Origin of the sequence: Microbacterium sp. NPDC090007 (genome assembly GCF_044748345.1) — a bacterium.
Lineage (GTDB): Bacteria > Actinomycetota > Actinomycetes > Actinomycetales > Microbacteriaceae > Microbacterium.
On the sequence record NZ_JBIVFV010000002.1, the window covers coordinates 11,742 to 28,024 of the forward strand.

15 protein-coding genes and 1 tRNA gene are annotated in these 16,283 nt (G+C 71.5%); 6 read left to right on the forward strand and 10 right to left on the reverse strand.

From position 1 onward, the window contains the following. Positions 1–65: 65 nt before the first annotated feature. The 4 genes from gndA to ACIPVB_RS08505 all read left to right on the forward strand — a co-directional run bounded on the left by gndA (position 66) and on the right by ACIPVB_RS08505 (position 4,451). Positions 66–1,661 carry an NADP-dependent phosphogluconate dehydrogenase gene (gene gndA, locus ACIPVB_RS08490; protein WP_400368236.1) on the forward strand — a complete coding sequence of 532 codons (1,596 nt, stop codon included), beginning with the start codon at positions 66–68 and terminating at the stop codon, positions 1,659–1,661. 8 nt (positions 1,662–1,669) lie between these two features. Beyond that, positions 1,670–2,137, forward strand: a complete 468-nt coding sequence (locus ACIPVB_RS08495) for a VanZ family protein (protein WP_400368237.1) — start codon at positions 1,670–1,672, stop codon at positions 2,135–2,137. 5 nt (positions 2,138–2,142) lie between these two features. Further along, positions 2,143–2,877 carry a response regulator transcription factor gene (locus tag ACIPVB_RS08500; protein ID WP_295782950.1) on the forward strand — a complete coding sequence of 245 codons (735 nt, stop codon included), beginning with the start codon at positions 2,143–2,145 and terminating at the stop codon, positions 2,875–2,877. 134 nt (positions 2,878–3,011) lie between these two features. Beyond that, positions 3,012–4,451 carry a sensor histidine kinase gene (locus ACIPVB_RS08505; RefSeq protein ID WP_400368955.1) on the forward strand — a complete coding sequence of 480 codons (1,440 nt, stop codon included), beginning with the start codon at positions 3,012–3,014 and terminating at the stop codon, positions 4,449–4,451. Between the two features lie 19 nt (positions 4,452–4,470). Here ACIPVB_RS08505 and ACIPVB_RS08510 read toward each other — a convergent pair whose 3' ends face one another. From ACIPVB_RS08510 to ACIPVB_RS08545, 8 genes are all read right to left on the reverse strand, one after another. After that, positions 4,471–5,427, reverse strand: a complete 957-nt coding sequence (locus tag ACIPVB_RS08510) for a S41 family peptidase (protein ID WP_400368239.1) — start codon at positions 5,425–5,427, stop codon at positions 4,471–4,473. Beyond that, on the reverse strand, positions 5,424–6,050 hold the full coding sequence (locus ACIPVB_RS08515; RefSeq protein WP_400368241.1) for a hypothetical protein: 627 nt from the start codon (positions 6,048–6,050) through the stop codon (positions 5,424–5,426). Before ACIPVB_RS08515 ends, ACIPVB_RS08510 begins: the two co-directional genes overlap by 4 nt. A 73-nt stretch (positions 6,051–6,123) precedes the next feature. After that, positions 6,124–7,677, reverse strand: a complete 1,554-nt coding sequence (locus ACIPVB_RS08520; RefSeq protein ID WP_400368243.1) for an FAD-dependent oxidoreductase — start codon at positions 7,675–7,677, stop codon at positions 6,124–6,126. Beyond that, positions 7,674–8,549 (reverse strand): FAD:protein FMN transferase, encoded by an 876-nt coding sequence (locus ACIPVB_RS08525; protein ID WP_400368244.1) that lies wholly within the window; start codon positions 8,547–8,549, stop codon positions 7,674–7,676. Before ACIPVB_RS08525 ends, ACIPVB_RS08520 begins: the two co-directional genes overlap by 4 nt. Positions 8,550–8,554: 5 nt before the next feature. Further along, on the reverse strand, positions 8,555–9,043 hold the full coding sequence (locus tag ACIPVB_RS08530; RefSeq protein WP_400368245.1) for a hypothetical protein: 489 nt from the start codon (positions 9,041–9,043) through the stop codon (positions 8,555–8,557). A gap of 310 nt (positions 9,044–9,353) precedes the next feature. Continuing rightward, positions 9,354–10,388, reverse strand: a complete 1,035-nt coding sequence (locus ACIPVB_RS08535) for a ribose-phosphate diphosphokinase (protein ID WP_400368247.1) — start codon at positions 10,386–10,388, stop codon at positions 9,354–9,356. Beyond that, on the reverse strand, positions 10,378–11,826 hold the full coding sequence (gene glmU / locus ACIPVB_RS08540) for a bifunctional UDP-N-acetylglucosamine diphosphorylase/glucosamine-1-phosphate N-acetyltransferase GlmU (protein WP_400368248.1): 1,449 nt from the start codon (positions 11,824–11,826) through the stop codon (positions 10,378–10,380). The genes ACIPVB_RS08535 and glmU overlap by 11 nt, the downstream gene beginning before the upstream one ends. Position 11,827: 1 nt before the next feature. Then, a tRNA-Gln gene (locus ACIPVB_RS08545) sits at positions 11,828–11,899 on the reverse strand. Between the two features lie 107 nt (positions 11,900–12,006). On the opposite strand from ACIPVB_RS08545, the gene ACIPVB_RS08550 reads away from it, so the two are divergent. Together ACIPVB_RS08550 and ACIPVB_RS08555 are read left to right on the forward strand one after the other, a co-directional pair. Then, on the forward strand, positions 12,007–12,504 hold the full coding sequence (locus ACIPVB_RS08550) for a MarR family winged helix-turn-helix transcriptional regulator (protein WP_400368249.1): 498 nt from the start codon (positions 12,007–12,009) through the stop codon (positions 12,502–12,504). Then, the gene (locus ACIPVB_RS08555; protein WP_400368251.1) at positions 12,501–13,013 is read left to right on the forward strand and encodes a hypothetical protein; all 513 of its coding nucleotides are present in this window, start codon (positions 12,501–12,503) and stop codon (positions 13,011–13,013) included. Before ACIPVB_RS08550 ends, ACIPVB_RS08555 begins: the two co-directional genes overlap by 4 nt. Before the next feature lie 32 nt (positions 13,014–13,045). Here the strand turns inward: ACIPVB_RS08555 and ACIPVB_RS08560 are convergent, their stop codons facing one another. Then, the gene (locus ACIPVB_RS08560; protein ID WP_400368252.1) at positions 13,046–14,836 is read right to left on the reverse strand and encodes an ABC-F family ATP-binding cassette domain-containing protein; all 1,791 of its coding nucleotides are present in this window, start codon (positions 14,834–14,836) and stop codon (positions 13,046–13,048) included. Between the two features lie 520 nt (positions 14,837–15,356). Next, positions 15,357–16,274: an ABC transporter substrate-binding protein gene (locus ACIPVB_RS08565; protein ID WP_400368253.1), complete on the reverse strand. Its 918-nt coding sequence runs from the start codon at positions 16,272–16,274 to the stop codon at positions 15,357–15,359. Between the last annotated feature and the right edge of the window lie 9 nt (positions 16,275–16,283).

Consider the following 16,283-nt stretch of genomic DNA (forward strand, 5'->3'; position numbering starts at 1 on the left):
AGTGGCGGAGGCGGCCCGCGTGCGTCCGCACAACCCCTTCCTCGCACCCGAATACGGAGCAACGAATGACGTCGACCCCCTCCCCGACCGGCCCCTCGAACGACCAGGACCAGGCCCCGCACCAGGCCGCGCAGGTGCACGAGGGCGCCCCCGGAATCGAAGAGGTGGACCGCCCCACCGCCGAGGCCGACTCGCGACCCGCCGGCGACGGCGACGGCCGCGCCAACATCGGCGTGGTCGGCCTGGCCGTCATGGGCTCCAACCTCGCTCGCAACCTCGCGAGCCGCGAGGGCAACACCGTCGCGATCTTCAACCGCAGCCAGGACAAGACCGAGCACGTGCTCGAGAACCACCCCGAGGCGAACTTCGTCGCGTCGTTCTCGTACGAGGACTTCGCCGCGTCGCTGTCGAAGCCGCGCACGGCGATCATCATGGTCAAGGCCGGCCGGCCCACCGACTTCGTCATCGACGAGCTCGTCAAGGTCTTCGAACCGGGCGACATCATCGTCGACGGCGGCAACGCGCTGTTCACCGACACCATCCGCCGCGAGAAGGCCGTGCGCGACACGGGCATCAACTTCGTCGGCATGGGCGTCTCGGGCGGAGAAGAGGGCGCCCTGCGCGGCCCCTCGATCATGCCCGGCGGCTCGGACGAGGCCTGGGCCACGCTCGGCCCCATCCTCACGTCCATCGCCGCGGTCGCCGAGGGCGAGCCCTGTGTGACCCACGTCGGTCACGACGGCGCCGGTCACTTCGTCAAGATGGTGCACAACGGCATCGAGTACGCCGACATGCAGCTCATCGCCGAGGCGTACGACCTCATCCGCCGGGCGACCGGCAAGAGCCCGGCCGAGATCGCCGACGTGTTCGCCGAGTGGAACCGCGGAGAGCTCGAGTCCTACCTGATCGAGATCACCGCCGAGGTGCTGCGTCAGAACGATGCCGACACCGGCAAGCCGCTCGTGGACGTCATCCTCGACCAGGCCGGCGCCAAGGGCACCGGCGCGTGGACCGTGCAGACCGCCCTCGACCTGGGCGTTCCCGTGTCGGGCATCGCCGAGGCCACCTTCGCCCGATCGCTGTCGAGCCACCCCGAGCAGCGCGAGGTCTCTCGCGAACTCCCCGGCCCCTCGGGCACCGACGTTCTCTCGGGACAGGATGCGGACGCGTTCATCGAGCAGGTGCGCCTGGCGCTCTACGCCTCGAAGATCGTCGCCTACTCGCAGGGCTTCGACGAGATCCGCGCCGGCGCCGCCCAGTACGACTGGAACATCGACCTGGGAGCGGTGTCGAAGATCTGGCGCGGCGGCTGCATCATCCGCGCGCAGTTCCTCAACCGCATCGCCGACGCCTACGACGCCGAGGCCGAGCTGCCCGTGCTGCTGACCGCCCCGTACTTCGTCGAGGCGCTCGGCCGCGCGCAGGACGCGTGGCGTCACATCGTCTCGCTGTCGGCGGCCAGCGGCATCCCCGCCCCCGCCTTCAGCTCGTCCCTGGCGTACTACGACGGCCTGCGCGCCGATCGTCTGCCCGCCGCCCTCATCCAGGGCCAGCGCGACTTCTTCGGCGCGCACACCTACCGTCGCGTCGACAAAGAGGGCACGTTCCACACCCTCTGGTCGGGCGATCGCACCGAGATCGAAGCCGAAGACACCCACTGAGGATGTCGATGACGAAGCGGCGGCGGGCGGTGCTCGTCGCCGCTTCGTGCGTCTACGCCGTCGCGGTGTGGTGGATGACGCTGCGCCCCTCGATCTACGACGCCGAGGTCGGCGGAATCCTGGGCGACCTGCTGCGGCTGCTCGCGGCGTCGCCCGCGACCGCCTGGGTGAGCTTCGACGTCGTCGAGTCGGCGGCGAACGTGGCGATGTTCGTGCCGCTCGGTCTGCTGGTGGCGGCGTGGGGCGGGCGCTGGTGGCAGGGTCTCGTGCTGGCCGCAGCGCTCAGCACGGCGATCGAGCTCACCCAGCTGTGGTTCCTGCCCACGCGCGTCGCGGACGTGCGCGACGTCGTCGCCAACACCGCCGGAGCCGCGATCGGACTGCTCGTCGCCGCCGGCTGGCGGCGGTGGCGGCGCAGCTCACAGCAATCCCATAACGCCCGCCATAGAAAGCTCATAGATACGGGCGCACAATGAGTTCCATGACCGCGACCGCCGCCGCCCCCGCCTTCACCCGCCCCGACGGGAGCCCGCTGCGCGTGCTCGTCGTCGACGACGAGCAGATGCTCACCGACCTGCTGTCGATGGCCCTGCGCATGGAGGGCTGGGACGTCAAGACGGCCGGATCGGGCTTCGACGCCCTGCAGTCCGCACGCGACTTCGAGCCGGATGCCATGGTGCTGGACATCATGATGCCCGACCTCGACGGCATGGCGGTGCTCCAGCGTCTGCGGCACTCGGGCAACGACGTTCCCGTGCTCTTCCTCACGGCCAAGGACGCCGTGGCAGACCGCGTCGCGGGACTCACCGCCGGCGGCGACGACTACGTCACCAAGCCGTTCAGCCTCGAAGAGGTCGTCGCACGCCTGCGCGGGCTCATGCGTCGGGCCGGAACGGCGCTCACGCGGGATTCCGAGCCGATCCTGCGCGTGGGCGACCTGTCGCTGAACGAGGACAGTCACGAGGTCGTGCGCGGTGGGCGCGAGATCGAGCTGACGGCGACCGAGTTCGAGCTGCTGCGCTTCCTCATGCGCAACCAGCGCCGCGTGGTGTCGAAGGCGCAGATCCTCGACCGCGTGTGGAACTACGACTTCGGCGGGCGTTCCAGTGTCGTCGAGCTGTACATCTCGTACCTGCGCAAGAAGATCGATGCCGGCAACGAGCCCCTCATCCACACGGTGCGCGGTGTGGGCTACATGATCAAAGCCCCCCAGTGAGCCTGCCCCCGCGGCCGGCTCCCCCGGTTCCCCCCGCGGCCGCTCCCCCGGAGCGCGCCGCCGACCCGGCGACCGACCCCGATCGCGCCGCCTCGAAGCGCTTCGGCCGTCCGTGGACGCTGCAGGCGCGGTTGATGACCGCCGTGATCGGGATGGTCGCGTTCATCCTCGTGATGATCGGCATCTCGACCAGCGCCATCCTCAGTCAGGTGCTGTACGTGAACCTCGGGGCGCAGGTCGACGAGGCCGCGGCGTCGATCCAACCGCGCACGGCGTTCCAGAGCACCGCGGAGCAGGTGCTGCAGTCCGGTTTCTTCGACTCGGGCACCCTGCTGGTCATGAACTCCCGCAGCGGCCTCAGCGGAGCCGTCGTCGGCGACACGGGGGCCCGCGCCCTCACTGACGACGACCTGGGAGGCATCGCCGACAGCCTGCAGGCCGCGGACACCAGCGAGCAGACGGTCGAACTGCCGAACCTCGGCGAGTACCGCGTACGCGCCTTCCCCACCCCGGGGAGCAACTCCGTCTTCCTCGTCGGACTCCCCCTGTCGCAGGTGACCGGCACGATCGGCGCCATCCTCACCACCGTCGCCCTCGTCACCGCCGGCGGCCTGCTGCTGCTCGCGGTCGTGATCGCGATCGTCATCCGCCTGGGACTGCGTCCCCTGCGCGCCGTCGCCGAGACCGCCACGCGCGTGGCCTCGCTGCGCATGGATCAAGGGGACGTCTCGATCACCGAGCGCGTCCCGGCGGAGCAGGTCGACGCGCACACCGAGATCGGCCAGGTCGGCACCGCGCTCAACACGCTGCTCGACCGCGTCGACGCGTCGCTCTCGGCCCGCCAACGCAACGAAGAGATGATGCGCCGGTTCGTGGCGGATGCCAGTCACGAACTGCGGACGCCCCTGGCATCCATCCGCGGTTTCAGCGAGCTATCGCTGCGCGCCATGCGGCAGGCGCAGGACGACGAGAGCCGCCAGAGGATCGCCCTGGCCGTCGAGACGACCGAGCAGTCTCTCGAGCGCATCCAGGCGCAGTCGCTGCGGATGACCACGCTCGTCGAGGATCTGCTACTGCTGGCCCGGCTCGACGAGGGGCAGGAGCTCGTCTACGGCTCGGTCGACCTGACCCGGCTCGCGGTCGAGGCCGTGGGAGACGCGCGTCCCGCGGGACCCGATCACTCGTGGACAATCGACGTCCCCGACACCCCCGTCGAGCTCGCGGGCGACGCCTCGCGCCTGCACCAGGTGGTCGCGAACCTGCTCGCCAACGCCCGCACGCACACCCCCGCCGGCAGCGTCGTAGCCGTCTCGGTGGCGCACGAGGGTTCCGAGGCGGTGCTGCGCGTGCACGACGACGGCCCCGGCATCGACCCCTCGGTCGCCTCACAGCTGTTCGAGCGCTTCGCCCGCGCGGACCGCTCACGCGACCGCAAGACCGGCGGTACGGGACTCGGCTTGTCGATCGCCAAGGCAATCGTCGACGCCCACCACGGCACCATCACCGTGCGGAGCACGCCGGGCGACACGACGTTCGAGGTGCGCCTGCCGGCGAAGCCCGCCGACCCGACCTGAGCGCAACGGATGCCGGGGCTCACCCGCAGCGCGAGGTGACCGCCGTCCGCGCCGCCTCGAGGTCGGGCCCCGGTGCCACCTCGACGTCGGGGATCAGCGGGCCGTTCTGGAGCGTTCCGGCGCGGTCGACGTCGTAGGTGGTGGTGAGGATGAGCCACGACCCGTCGCTGAGCTCGCGCACCTCGTTGCCGGTCGTCAGTCCCGCGGTCGGTTTGCCGACGCGGACGGCATCGGCCTGCCCCTGGAAGGCGATGGCCACGATCTCGGCCGCGCTCGCGGTCATCGACGAGGTCATCAGCGCGACGGACGCGTCGATCGTGAAGCCCCCGGGCGTGGTCGTGTCGGGCCCGCCGGGCGTGGACACCACTCCCCCGTCCTCGACCCGCGCCCAGGCGATCTCGCCGTCGCGCTGCAGTCCCACGACGTCGCCGTCGTCGAGCAGCGGGGCCGCGACCGCGAGCATCGGCCAGGCATTGCCCCCGCCGTTGGTGCGCAGGTCGATGATCCATCCACAGGTGGTGGCGGGCACGGCATCCCGCATCGCCGTCAATCCGGCGTCGACGTACGCCGACATCGCCTCGGCGGACTGACCGTTGAACGAGGGCAGCGTGAGTCGCGTCACGCCCGCGGAGGTCGACGCGGTCGGCACCGCGAAAGCCGCCCCGGGCTGATCGGCCGCCTCGTAGGCGGCGACATCGACCGGTGGGGCGAAGCTCGAGTGCTCTCCGCCCGCAGCGACCGCCAGCTGCTGCAGGCCCGCGTAGGTGTCGGCGATCGTTGGGGCCGCGCGCAGGGTCGGCCCCAGGTCGTCGACCGCCCGCCGGAACTCCTCGGAATCCGCGTGGATGCCGTCACGCATCTCGGCGATCGCGGCGTCCACGTACGCGGACACCGCGGTGTCGGTCGTCGGGCCCGCGCACCCGGCGCAGAGCGCGACCGTCGCGGCGAGGACGACCGCGGAGCCGACGGCCCTCACTCCCACAGCGGACGCACCCCCGCGGCGAGGGCGCGCAGATGGCCGCCGTCGAGCGAGAACCGCGACTCGGCGACGCCGAACGTCGTCCACTGCACGACGATGTCGAGCGGACCCTCGGGCGGCAGCGGCCACAGCCACAGCCCGTCGTGCATCGTGTAGTCGTCGCCCCCGCCCGACCCGCCGCCACCCGTCACGCGGACGGTGTGGCGCTGCGGCTCGGACGGCGCGTCATGGCGGTGCGGATGGGGGAACCCGAACGGGTCGTCCAGGAGCAGCCGCTGACCGTCGCCCAGCGACAGCCCCCAGCGCAGGCGTCCCGGGGTGCGGTCGGCCACGCCGAAGTGGCCCGCGAAGTCCATCTGGGCAAGCTGCCACTCCCGCGGATCGCGCCCGCCCCGGCGCAGGTGCCGGTCGAGCAGGAACTCGACGCCGTCCGAGAAGACGCGCACGCCCATGAGGGCGATGACGACGTCGTCCGCGCGCGCGAGCAGCCCGGCCGGGCCCGACAGGACCGGAATCTCGTCGCGCGGGGGTTCGAACGAGGGGATCCGTTCGGACCGCCCGTCGAAGCGGTCGCCGTCATCGTCGTCGACGGGATCGGAGGAGAAGAAGACCGAGCGCATGACCCTACTCTTTCCGCTGTCGGCGCGAGACGCCAGTGCCGCGTCGAGCGGCTGCGCCCGCGCCGGTGGCGCGTCAGTACCCCGCGAACGCGTCCGTGGTCAGCGACTTCGCCTTCGCCAGCGCCGGGGCGAGCGCCGAGATGAGCCGTGGGGGCCCCGAGACGTACGCCGCGCGCTGGGTGATGTCGGGCACCGCGGCGACCAGGGCCTCGGCATCCACCCGGTCCGGCCCCGCCCACGTCCACCGGGCGGGGAGGTCCGTCGGTTCGTCGCGGCTGAACACCACTACCCGGATGCCGCTGGCGGCGATATCGTCGCGGAACGCCAGCTCCGCCGCCTCGGACACGACGTACACCAGCACGACGTCGCGCTGCTGACCCGTCGCCACGAGATGGCGCAGCTGCGACACGAAGGGGGTCACGCCGATCCCCGCCGCGACCAGGAGCACCGGCGCCGTCGGACGCGACGGCAGCACGAAGTCCCCCCACACACCGGTGACGGCGAGGGTCGACCCGCTCTCGACGGCGGCGAGGGCCCGCTTGTACGACGACTGCGAACCGTCCTTGAACGCGATGCGCACCTCGGGAAGATCCTCGGGCGCCGACGCGATCGAGAACTCCCGCCGCGTGCCGCGACCGTCGGGCCGGCGGTGCGGCACGTCGAGCTCGAGGTACTGCCCCGGCGCGAAGCGGAACGGCCGGGCCGCGCGGAACGAGAGCTCGCGCACCGTCGGGGTCAGATCGCGGCGCCCCTCGACCCGCAGACGCACAGCGGCCCGCAGACAGAACAGGAACGCCACGAGGTTGCCCACGAGCAGCGCCCGCTCCTGTCCCAGGGTGATCTCGCCCACCGGCAGCGGCCATCCGGCCAGCACGCCGACGAGGATCGCCACGACGTACTGCTGCCCCCGGCGCGGGGGCAGGGTGAGCGGCTCGGACAGCATGAACGCCCCGAGGAAGAGGAACGGCGACGACAACGCCACCTGCGAGAGCACCGTCGGGACGTCGACGGGGAACCCCGCCGCCTGGAACTGCACGGTCGTGCGGACGAAGGCGACCGTCATCGCCACGGCCCAGAACGTCACCACGATCGGCAGCTTGTCGGTGCGCAGCAGCAGCAGGACGCCCAGCACCAGAACGGGCGCGGCCAACCACGGCGAACCCACCCACCACGCCGACCCGCCCAGATCAGGAGCCCAGATGCTCACGATGGTCAGCACCGTCGCCCCGGTGGCCGCCGGGTTCAGGATGTGCCTCCCCCGCCACGCGAAGACGTACTTCGACGCGGATGCCACGACCCCCGCGACCACCAGTCCCGCAAGGCCCGCGGGGTCGACGCTCGGACGCACGACGAACAGCAGGATCGCCGCGGTGATCAGCGAGGACTCGATCCGCAGCGGCATCCGCAGCAGCTTCTGCGCCACGATGTCGGTGACGACGCACGCGGCACTGAGCACCACGAGGCTCGCGACGAGTTCGAGCGGTTGGGGCACGACGAGCCCCGCGAACGACAGCACGAGCGAGAGGATCGCCAACAGGCCCAGCGACGACATCACCAGGCGGTACATCGAGACCCGGCCGATGACGCCGAGAACACGGGTCGAGCCCGCGGTGAGCGTTGCGCTCATGAGAAGACCTCTCCGTCGAATCCGGGCGACCACTCCACGCGCCCGTCGGTGCTCATGCGGACCCATGCGGCGTTCCAGGATGCCGCGAGCTCGGGCCCGCCGTCGAAAAACAGCGCCGTGGCCAGGGCGTCGGCGCGCATCGCGGTCTTGGCCAGCGCCCACGTCGCCGCGTAGGCCCGCACCGGCGCACCGGTGCGGGCGTCGAGCACGTGATGCAGCCCGTCGCCCCAGGCCCGCCGGTTGATCGCCGAGGCGCACAGGGCCCGGTCGGCGACGGTCGCGACCCCGATGGCGCGCGAGGGGTCGTAGGGGTGCTCGAGGCCGACGCGCACGGGCGTGCCGCGGACGGCGAGGTCACCCGAGGCGTCGACGCTCACGTCGCCGGGCGCGTGATCCGCGACCACGTCGAGCACGAGGTCGACCAGACGCCCCTTGCCGAGTGCTCCCACGTCGATCGTCGCGGGCTCGACGAGGGTCAAGGTGTCTTCCCACCGCAGGATCTCGCGCCACGACGGCGCGGGACGAGGACCACCCCGCGGGGTCAAGGTCACCCGCGCGTCGTATCCCAGGCGCGACAGCGCGTCGCCCACGAGCGGGTTGACGGCGCCCCGCGTCGCGATGTCGAGCTCGTCGTAGATCGAGAGCATGGCATCCGCGTCGTCGGGGAGGACCACGGATGCCGCCCGCCCCGCCGCGAGCGCCGACACCGACGAATCCTCGCGGAAGCGCGACCACTCGCGGTCGAACCGGTCGATGACGGCCGAGACCGCGTCGCGGGCGACCGCCGGCAGGGGTTCCGCGGTCTCGATCGCCCACGACGTGCCGATCGCGTCGAACGTCCAGGACGCGCGCGTGACGGCCGGGGTGGTCATGCTCGTCAGGCCCTGGCCTCGGTCTTGATCGCGTCGACGGCCTTGTTGAAGCCGCCGCTGGTCAGCGAGGACCCGGCGACCTTGCTGACCGAGATCTCGTCGAGCTTCTTGCCGACGACCTCGTCCTGGATGCCGCCGATGAACTCGCTCTGATAGCGCCGGGACTCGGCCGCCTGCGGGTCTCCGGTCACCTCGACCGCGGTGACCGTATCGCCGGCGATCGTGAGGGTCACGTCGACCGTCTCGACGCTCTCGGGCGTGGCGTACTGGCCGGTCGCCTCGTACTGGCCGTCCTTGTACGTGCCCGCCGCGCTCGCGCCCGCGTCGGCGCTGGACGAGGGCTCGGACGTGGCCGCCGGGGCGGCGGCGCTCTCGACGGGCGCGGCCGCGTCGGTGGCCCCACCGGCGCACCCGGCGAGGGTCGCGATACCGGCGACACCCAGCAGGGCGGTGCCGATGCGAACGGGACGGGGTACGGCTGCGGTGCGGATCATGGGGGTCCTCCTTCGGTCGTGCCTCGCGGCGCGGGTGGTGCTCACGGTAGGGACACGACCTGAACGGTGGCCCGGTTCATTCTTCTGTGCAAGCTATGTGCGCGAGCGGCGCTGGCCCGGGTCGGGGCGGGCTGCGGGGCCGGGGCGGGGCGGGACCGCCGCCGCTCCCCCGCGGAGATTCGTCGGCCCCCGTACGCCCGGCGACCAAAAGCCGCGGGGGAACGGATGACGACGCCGGGGGCGTGTGGGCCCGGAACGCACTCAGCCGCCTCCCGCGGCGGGAGACGGCTGAGCGCAGCGGGGCGGGCGCTTACGCGTCGCCGCCGAACATGCTGGTCACGGAGCCGTCCTCGAAGACCTCGTGAATGGCGCGGGCCAGCAGCGGTGCGATCGGCAGCACGGTGAGCCGCTCGAACCGCCGGTCGGCGGGCAGCGGGACGGTGTCGGTGACGACGACCTCGTCGATGGCGGCATCCTGGAGTCGCTGCGTGGCCGGGTCGCTGAAGATCGCGTGCGTGGCCGCGACGATGACCTTGCGAGCGCCGCTGGCCTTGAGCGCCTGAGCGGCCTTCTGGATCGTGCCGCCGGTGTCGATCATGTCGTCGACCAGCAGGCAGGTGCGACCCTTCACATCACCGACGATCTCGTGCACCGACACCTGGTTCGCGACCTTCGGGTCGCGGCGCTTGTGGATGATCGCAAGGGGCGCGCCGAGGCTGTCGGACCACGTGTCGGCCACCCGCACACGACCCATGTCGGGCGACACCACGGTCAGGGTCTCGCGATCCTCGGCGGTCAGCCCCTGCTCGAAGTGCTCGAGCAGGACGGGCTTGGCGAAGAGGTGATCGACCGGACCGTCGAAGAAGCCCTGGATCTGCGCCGCGTGCAGATCGACGCTCATGATGCGGTCGGCTCCGGCGGTCTTGAGCAGGTCGGCGACCAGGCGCGCGCTGATGGGCTCGCGGCCGCGGCCCTTCTTGTCCTGACGCGAGTACGGGTAGTACGGCGCGACCACGGTGATGCGCTTGGCCGAGGCGCGCTTGAGGGCGTCGAGCATGATGAGCAGCTCCATGAGCCACTCGTTCACCGGGGGACCGAACGACTGCACCACGAACACGTCGCAGCCGCGGATCGACACCTCGAAGCGGGTGTAGATCTCACCCGAGGCGAAGGTGCGGTGTTCGGTGGGTGCGAGCTCGGTGCCGAGATGCTGGGCGACCTGCGCGGCGAGTTCGGGGTGCGAACGCCCCGACGCCACGACCAGCCGTTTCTTCGTCTTGGCGACGAGCCCGGGGGCGATGCCGTTGTCGCGGTCGAGGTCTACACGGTTCTTCTTACGAGCCATCGGCCGCTTCCTGTTCAGCCCGAGCCCGCGCGGCCACGTCGGCCGCCGCGGTACCCGGTCGGTTCTTCTCGACCCACCCCTCGATGTTGCGCTGGGGGGACACGCTGAGCGCCAGCGCACCGGCCGGAACGTCCTTGCGGATCACCGCTCCGGCACCCGTTTTGGCGCCGGCTCCAATCGTAACCGGCGCGACGAAGACGTTGTGCGAGCCGCTGTGCACCTCGTCGCCGATGACGGTGCGGTGCTTGGCGAGGTCGTCGTAGTTGGCGGTGATCGCCCCGGCTCCGAGGTTGACCCCGCGACCGATCTCGGTATCGCCGATGTACGACAGGTGGGGAACCTTGCTGCCCTCGCCGATCGAGGAGTTCTTCACCTCGACGAACGTGCCGACCTTGCCGTTCACCCCCACGCGCGCGTTGGCGCGTAGGTAGGCGAAGGGTCCGACCGTGGCCCCGGCCTCGACCACCGCGAGGGTGCCGTCGGTGCGGGTGACGGTAGCGTCCTCGCCGATCTCGCAGTCGAGCAGGCTCGTGTCGGGGCCGATCGTGGCGCCGCTCGCGATGGCGGTCGCCCCGCGGACGTGCGTGTTCGGCAGGATCGTGACGTCGGGCGCCAGGGTCGCGGTGACGTCGATCCACGTCGTCGCCGGGTCTACGACGGTGACGCCCTCGAGCTGCCAGCGCCGCACCGTGCGGGCGTTGAGCGTGCGCCCCGCCTCGGACAACTGCACGCGGTCGTTCACGCCGAGCGCGGCGGACGCGTCGGAGGTGACGGATGCCGCGACCCCGTGCCGCGCGTCGCGGAGGAGCCCGATGACGTCGGTGAGGTACTTCTCGCCCTGGGCGTTCGCCGTGCCGACGCGGGCGAGCTGCTCGCGCAGCGGCACCGACTGGAAGACGTAGACGCCGACGTTGATCTCGGTGACCGCAGCCTCTTCGGCCGTGGCATCCTTCTGCTCCACGATGCGGCGGACGCCGTCGGCGTCGTCGCGCAGGATGCGGCCGTAGCCGAACGGCTCGTCCACACGGGCGCTGAGCAGCGTCACGGCGCTGCCCCCGGCGCGGTGGGTGGCGAGCAGCTCGGTGAGTGTACCGGTCTCGAGCAGCGGGACGTCGGCGCTGAGCACCAGGACGTCGCCGGCGAAGCCCTTGAGCGCGTCGAGTGCGACCTCGACCGCGCGGCCCGTCCCCGGGACCTCGTCCTGGTCGACGATCACGACACCGGGGGCCAGCTCCGACACGGTCTCGGCGACGAGCTGGCGCTCGTGTCGGACGACCACGACGATGCGCGCCGGATCCAGGGATGCCGCGGTGTCGAGCACGTGGCCCACGAGCGGGCGCCCGCCGACGGGGTGCAGCACCTTCGGCGTTCGCGACCGCATGCGGGTGCCCTGACCCGCGGCGAGGACGACGACGGCCAACTCGGTCGGTGATGTCATGCTCCGCCGCCAGGATTCGAACCTAGACCTAACAGCTCCAAAGGCTGTCGTGCTGCCGTTACACCACGGCGGACCGTGCCCGCGGGCACCGGTCAAGTCTGCCAGACGCGGACGCGCGCCGTTCGTCCGATCCGCACCAGGGAGCGATGAGCCCCCGGTGTGTCTCGACATAATGAGGGGGTGAGCCCGGACAGCGACGAGGTCGACCGCATCGTCGAGGCCTGGGTGCGCCAACGCCCTGATCTGGACTTCTCGCCGCTGGAGGTGCTGTCGCGCGTCGCGCGTCTGTCGCGTCACCTCGACATCGCCCGCAAGGAGGCGTTCCGTCGCAGCGACATCGAGTCGTGGGAGTGGGACGTGCTCTCGGCGTTGCGCCGTGCGGGCGAGCCCTACCAGCTGAGCCCCAAACAGCTGCTGCAGCAGACGTTGGTGTCCAGTGGAACCATGACCAACCGCATCGACCGGCTCGTCGCCCGCCGGTTCGTGCGGCGCGAAGCCGACCCGGGCGACGGACGGAGCATCCTCGTGACGCTGACCGACGACGGGCGGATCCGCGTGGATGCCGCCATCACCCGCCTCGTGGACGCCGAGGCCCTGCTGCTGGAGAGTCTGGCCCGCAGCGATCGGGACCGCCTGGCGACCCTGTTGCGCAAGCTGAGCCTCGGGTTCGACCAGTGAGCACCCCCGCCGACCCGACGACGCGCGGGCAGCGCGTGCGCGCCTGGTTCGACGTGCGTTTCCGCTCCCCCGCGGCCATCTACGGGCTGATCGTGTTCGCGGCGTTCGTGACGATCGCCGACGATCACGCCGAATCCGTCGGCGAGGTCATCGCGAGCGCGACCACGTCGCTCGTCGTCTTCTTCATCGCGCACGTCTTCGCCCACACCCTCACCGAGCACGCGGCGCACGGACTGCGACGCGCGACCCGGGAGGGCATGCGCCACGGCGCCGGCATGCTGTACGCCTCGGTGCCGTCGATGCTCGTGCTGTTTTGCGCGGCCCTGACCGGGATGAGCGTCGACGACGCGTCGGACCTGAGCATGTGGTCGACCTTCGTCGTCCTGGGGGTGCTCGGATACTTCGCCTACGCGCGGCGGGGCGCCCGCCTCGCGATGCGTCTGGTGGGCGCGTTCGCGACCGCATGCCTGGGGATCTTCATCGTGCTGCTCGAGTACGCCGTGCACTGACACCGTGCACCGACGCCGTCCACCGCGCGGGGTCAGCCGATCTGCTCGGTCAACTCGAACCATTGCAGTTCGAGCTCGTCGCGTTCGGCCTCCAGTCCCGAGATGCGCTGCATCTCGGCCCCGAGCCCGACGTAGTCGGACTGATCGTGATCGACCAGGGCCGCCTTGGCCCTGTCGATCTGCTGCTGCAGCTTCTCGATGCGCCGCTCGGTCGCCGACGCCTCTTTCTGCGCCGCGCGCAGCTCGGCACCCTGGAGGCCGGGAGCGGCGGGAGCGGATCCCGATGAGGGACGCGAGGGCTCGGCATCCTGGATCGCCCGCAGACGCAGGTACTCGTCGACCCCGCCCGGAAGATGACGCAGCTTCGCGTCGAGGATCGCGTACTGCTGGTCGGTGACGCGCTCGAGGAAGTACCGGTCGTGCGAGACGACGATGAGGGTGCCCGACCAGGAGTCCAGGAGGTCTTCCATCGCGGCGAGCATGTCGGTGTCGAGATCGTTCGTGGGCTCGTCGAGGATCAGCACGTTCGGCTGGTCGAGGATGACCAGCAGCAGCTGCAGCCGTCGCTTCTGCCCGCCCGAGAGGTCCTTCACCGGCGTCGACAGCTGGGCGCTCGAGAAGCCGAGGCGCTCGAGCAGCTGGCCGGGGGTGAGCTCCTGCGCCTTCGACCCGGCGCCGAAGGCGTAGGTGGTGCGCAGGCTCGAGATGACCACGCGCACCGGATCGTTCAGGTGCTGGTCGAGCTCGTCCAGGCGCTGGGTCAGCGTGGCGACCTTGACCGTCTTGCCGCGCTTCACCCGTCCGCTGGTGGGCTCGAGCGACCCGGTGACCAGGTTCAGCAGCGTCGACTTGCCGGCCCCGTTCACGCCCAGGATGCCGGTGCGCTCGCCGGGCGCGATGCGCCACTCGACGTCCTTCAGGACGGTGTGGTCGCCGTAGACCACGCCCGCGTCCAGGAGATCGACCACGTCTTTGCCCAGACGCGCCACCGCGAGCGACTGCAGGGCGACCTTGTCGCGGATCTCGGGGACGTCGGCGATGAGCTCGTTGGCCGCGTCGATGCGGAACTTGGGCTTCGACGTGCGCGCGGGCGCCCCGCGGCGCAGCCACGCCAGCTCCTTGCGGGCCAGGTTCTGACGACGCTGTTCGATGGATGCCGCCTGGCGGTCCCGTTCGACGCGCTGCAGGATGTAGGCGGCGTACCCGCCTTCGAAGGGCTCGACGATGCGGTCGTGCACCTCCCAGGTGGCAGTGCAGATCTCGTCGAGGAACCACCGGTCGTGCGTGACGACGAGCAGTCCCCCGGCGCTCGGCGCCCAGCGCTTCTTGAGGTGCCCCGCCAGCCACGTGATGGCCTCGACGTCGAGGTGGTTGGTCGGCTCGTCCAGGAACAGCACGTCCCAGTCGCCCGAGAGGAGCCTCGCCAGGGCCACGCGCCGCCGCTGCCCGCCCGACAGATCGCCCAGCCGCGCGTCCCACGGCAGGTCGCCGAGGAGCCCCGCGATCACGTCACGCGTCCGGGCGTCGCCGGCCCACTCGTGCTCGGGCCGGTCGCCGACCACCGCATGGCCGATCGTGTCGTCGTCGTCGAGGGTGTCCTGCTGGTCGAGCACCCCCACCGTCACGCCGCCGCGGACCGTGACGCGCCCGCCGTCGGGTTCGCGGATGCCCGCGAGCATGCCGAGCAGGCTCGACTTGCCGTCGCCGTTGCGGCCGACGATGCCGATGCGATCGCCCTCGTTCACGCCGAGCGAGACGGAGTCGAAGACGACCTTGGTCGGGTATTCCAGGTGCAGGGCTTCGCCCCCGAGCAGATGTGCCATATCCGTCCCAGGCTACGCGGTGGCCGGGCCCCCGGCATCCGCTGCGCTCTTCCGCGCCCGCGGCGCGCCCGGCGCCCGGCGCCCGGCGATCCGCGGCCGGCGCCCGGCGTCTTCGCCCGGCGTCTTCGCCCGGCGGCCCGTGGCCGCGCCCGCGGCGCGCCCGCGCCGCGCCCGGCGACCCGCGCCCGGCGCCCCGCGCCCCGCGCCGGCTCCCGGCGACCCGCGCGGGCGCCGCGAGACTGCACCGCCCTGACGAGTCGGTTGCAGGATGTCGCCGACTTGTCAGCAGCGTGCAGTCTCACGGATGCCGGGGGCACGCAGCGGATGCCGGGGGCACGGAGCGGATGCCGGGGGCACGGAGCGGATGCCAGGGGCACGGAGCGGATGCCAGGGGCACGGAACGGATGCCGGGGGCACGGAGCAGACGCCCGGGGGCGCAGAGCGGACGCCGGGGCACGGAGCGGACGCGGGGAACACGGCGGGGCCGCCCGGCGAACCGGACGGCCCCGCGGTGGTGGCCTCAGAAGCCGTTGGCGGCGAGCCACTCCGACGCGATGTCGGCCGAGGACTGCTGGTCGACGGTCGACTTGACGTTCAGCTCGACCAGACCCTCGGGGGTGAGGGCGGCGCTGACCCTGTTCAGCACGTCCGACACCTCGGAGGCGACGTTCGAGTTGACGACGGGGACGACGTTCGAGGCGAGGAACAGGCCCTCGGGGTCGCTCAGCGTGACGAGGTCGTCGGTCTGGATGCGCGGGTCGGCCGTGTAGACGTTCGCGACCTGGATCGTGCCGGCGACGAGGTCGTCGACGGTGGTCTCCCCGGTCGGCGAGAACTGCACGGTCACGCCGTAGGTCGACTGCAGGCCGGTGGGTCCGTAGGGACGCTCGGCGAGCTCGGCGTTGCCACCCAGGGTCAGGCCCGACGTGACCTTGGACAGGTCGGCGATCGAGGTGAGGCCGTTCTCGTCGGCGAAGGCCTGCGTGACGGTGTACGAGTCCTGGTCGGTGGCCTCGGACTGGTCGAGCACCTCGAGGCCCTCGGGGAGGGCGTCCGGGAGCGCGGCGTAGACGTCCTCGGCGGTACGCGCCTCGGTGTCCTCGTCGAAGAACTGCAGCAGGTTGCCGGTGTACTCGGGGAAGACCGAGACCGTGCCGTCCTCGAGCAGCGGGATGTAGGCGTCGCGCTGACCGATCTGGAACTGGCGCGTCACCGTCTTGCCGTCCTTCTCGAGGGCCTGCGCGTAGATCTCGGCGATGATCTCGTTGGAGTAGTAGGCCTGGGAGCCGACGACGATCGCGTCGGACGAGCCGCCGTCCGCGCCGCCGCCGTTGCTGAGCGGGTCGCTCGAGCCGCCGCTGCAGCCGGCGAAGGCGAGCGAGGCGACCGCCAGGCCGGCGAGGAGGCCGAGGCCCTTCGTGGTTCGTGCTGTGAACATGGGTGCTCT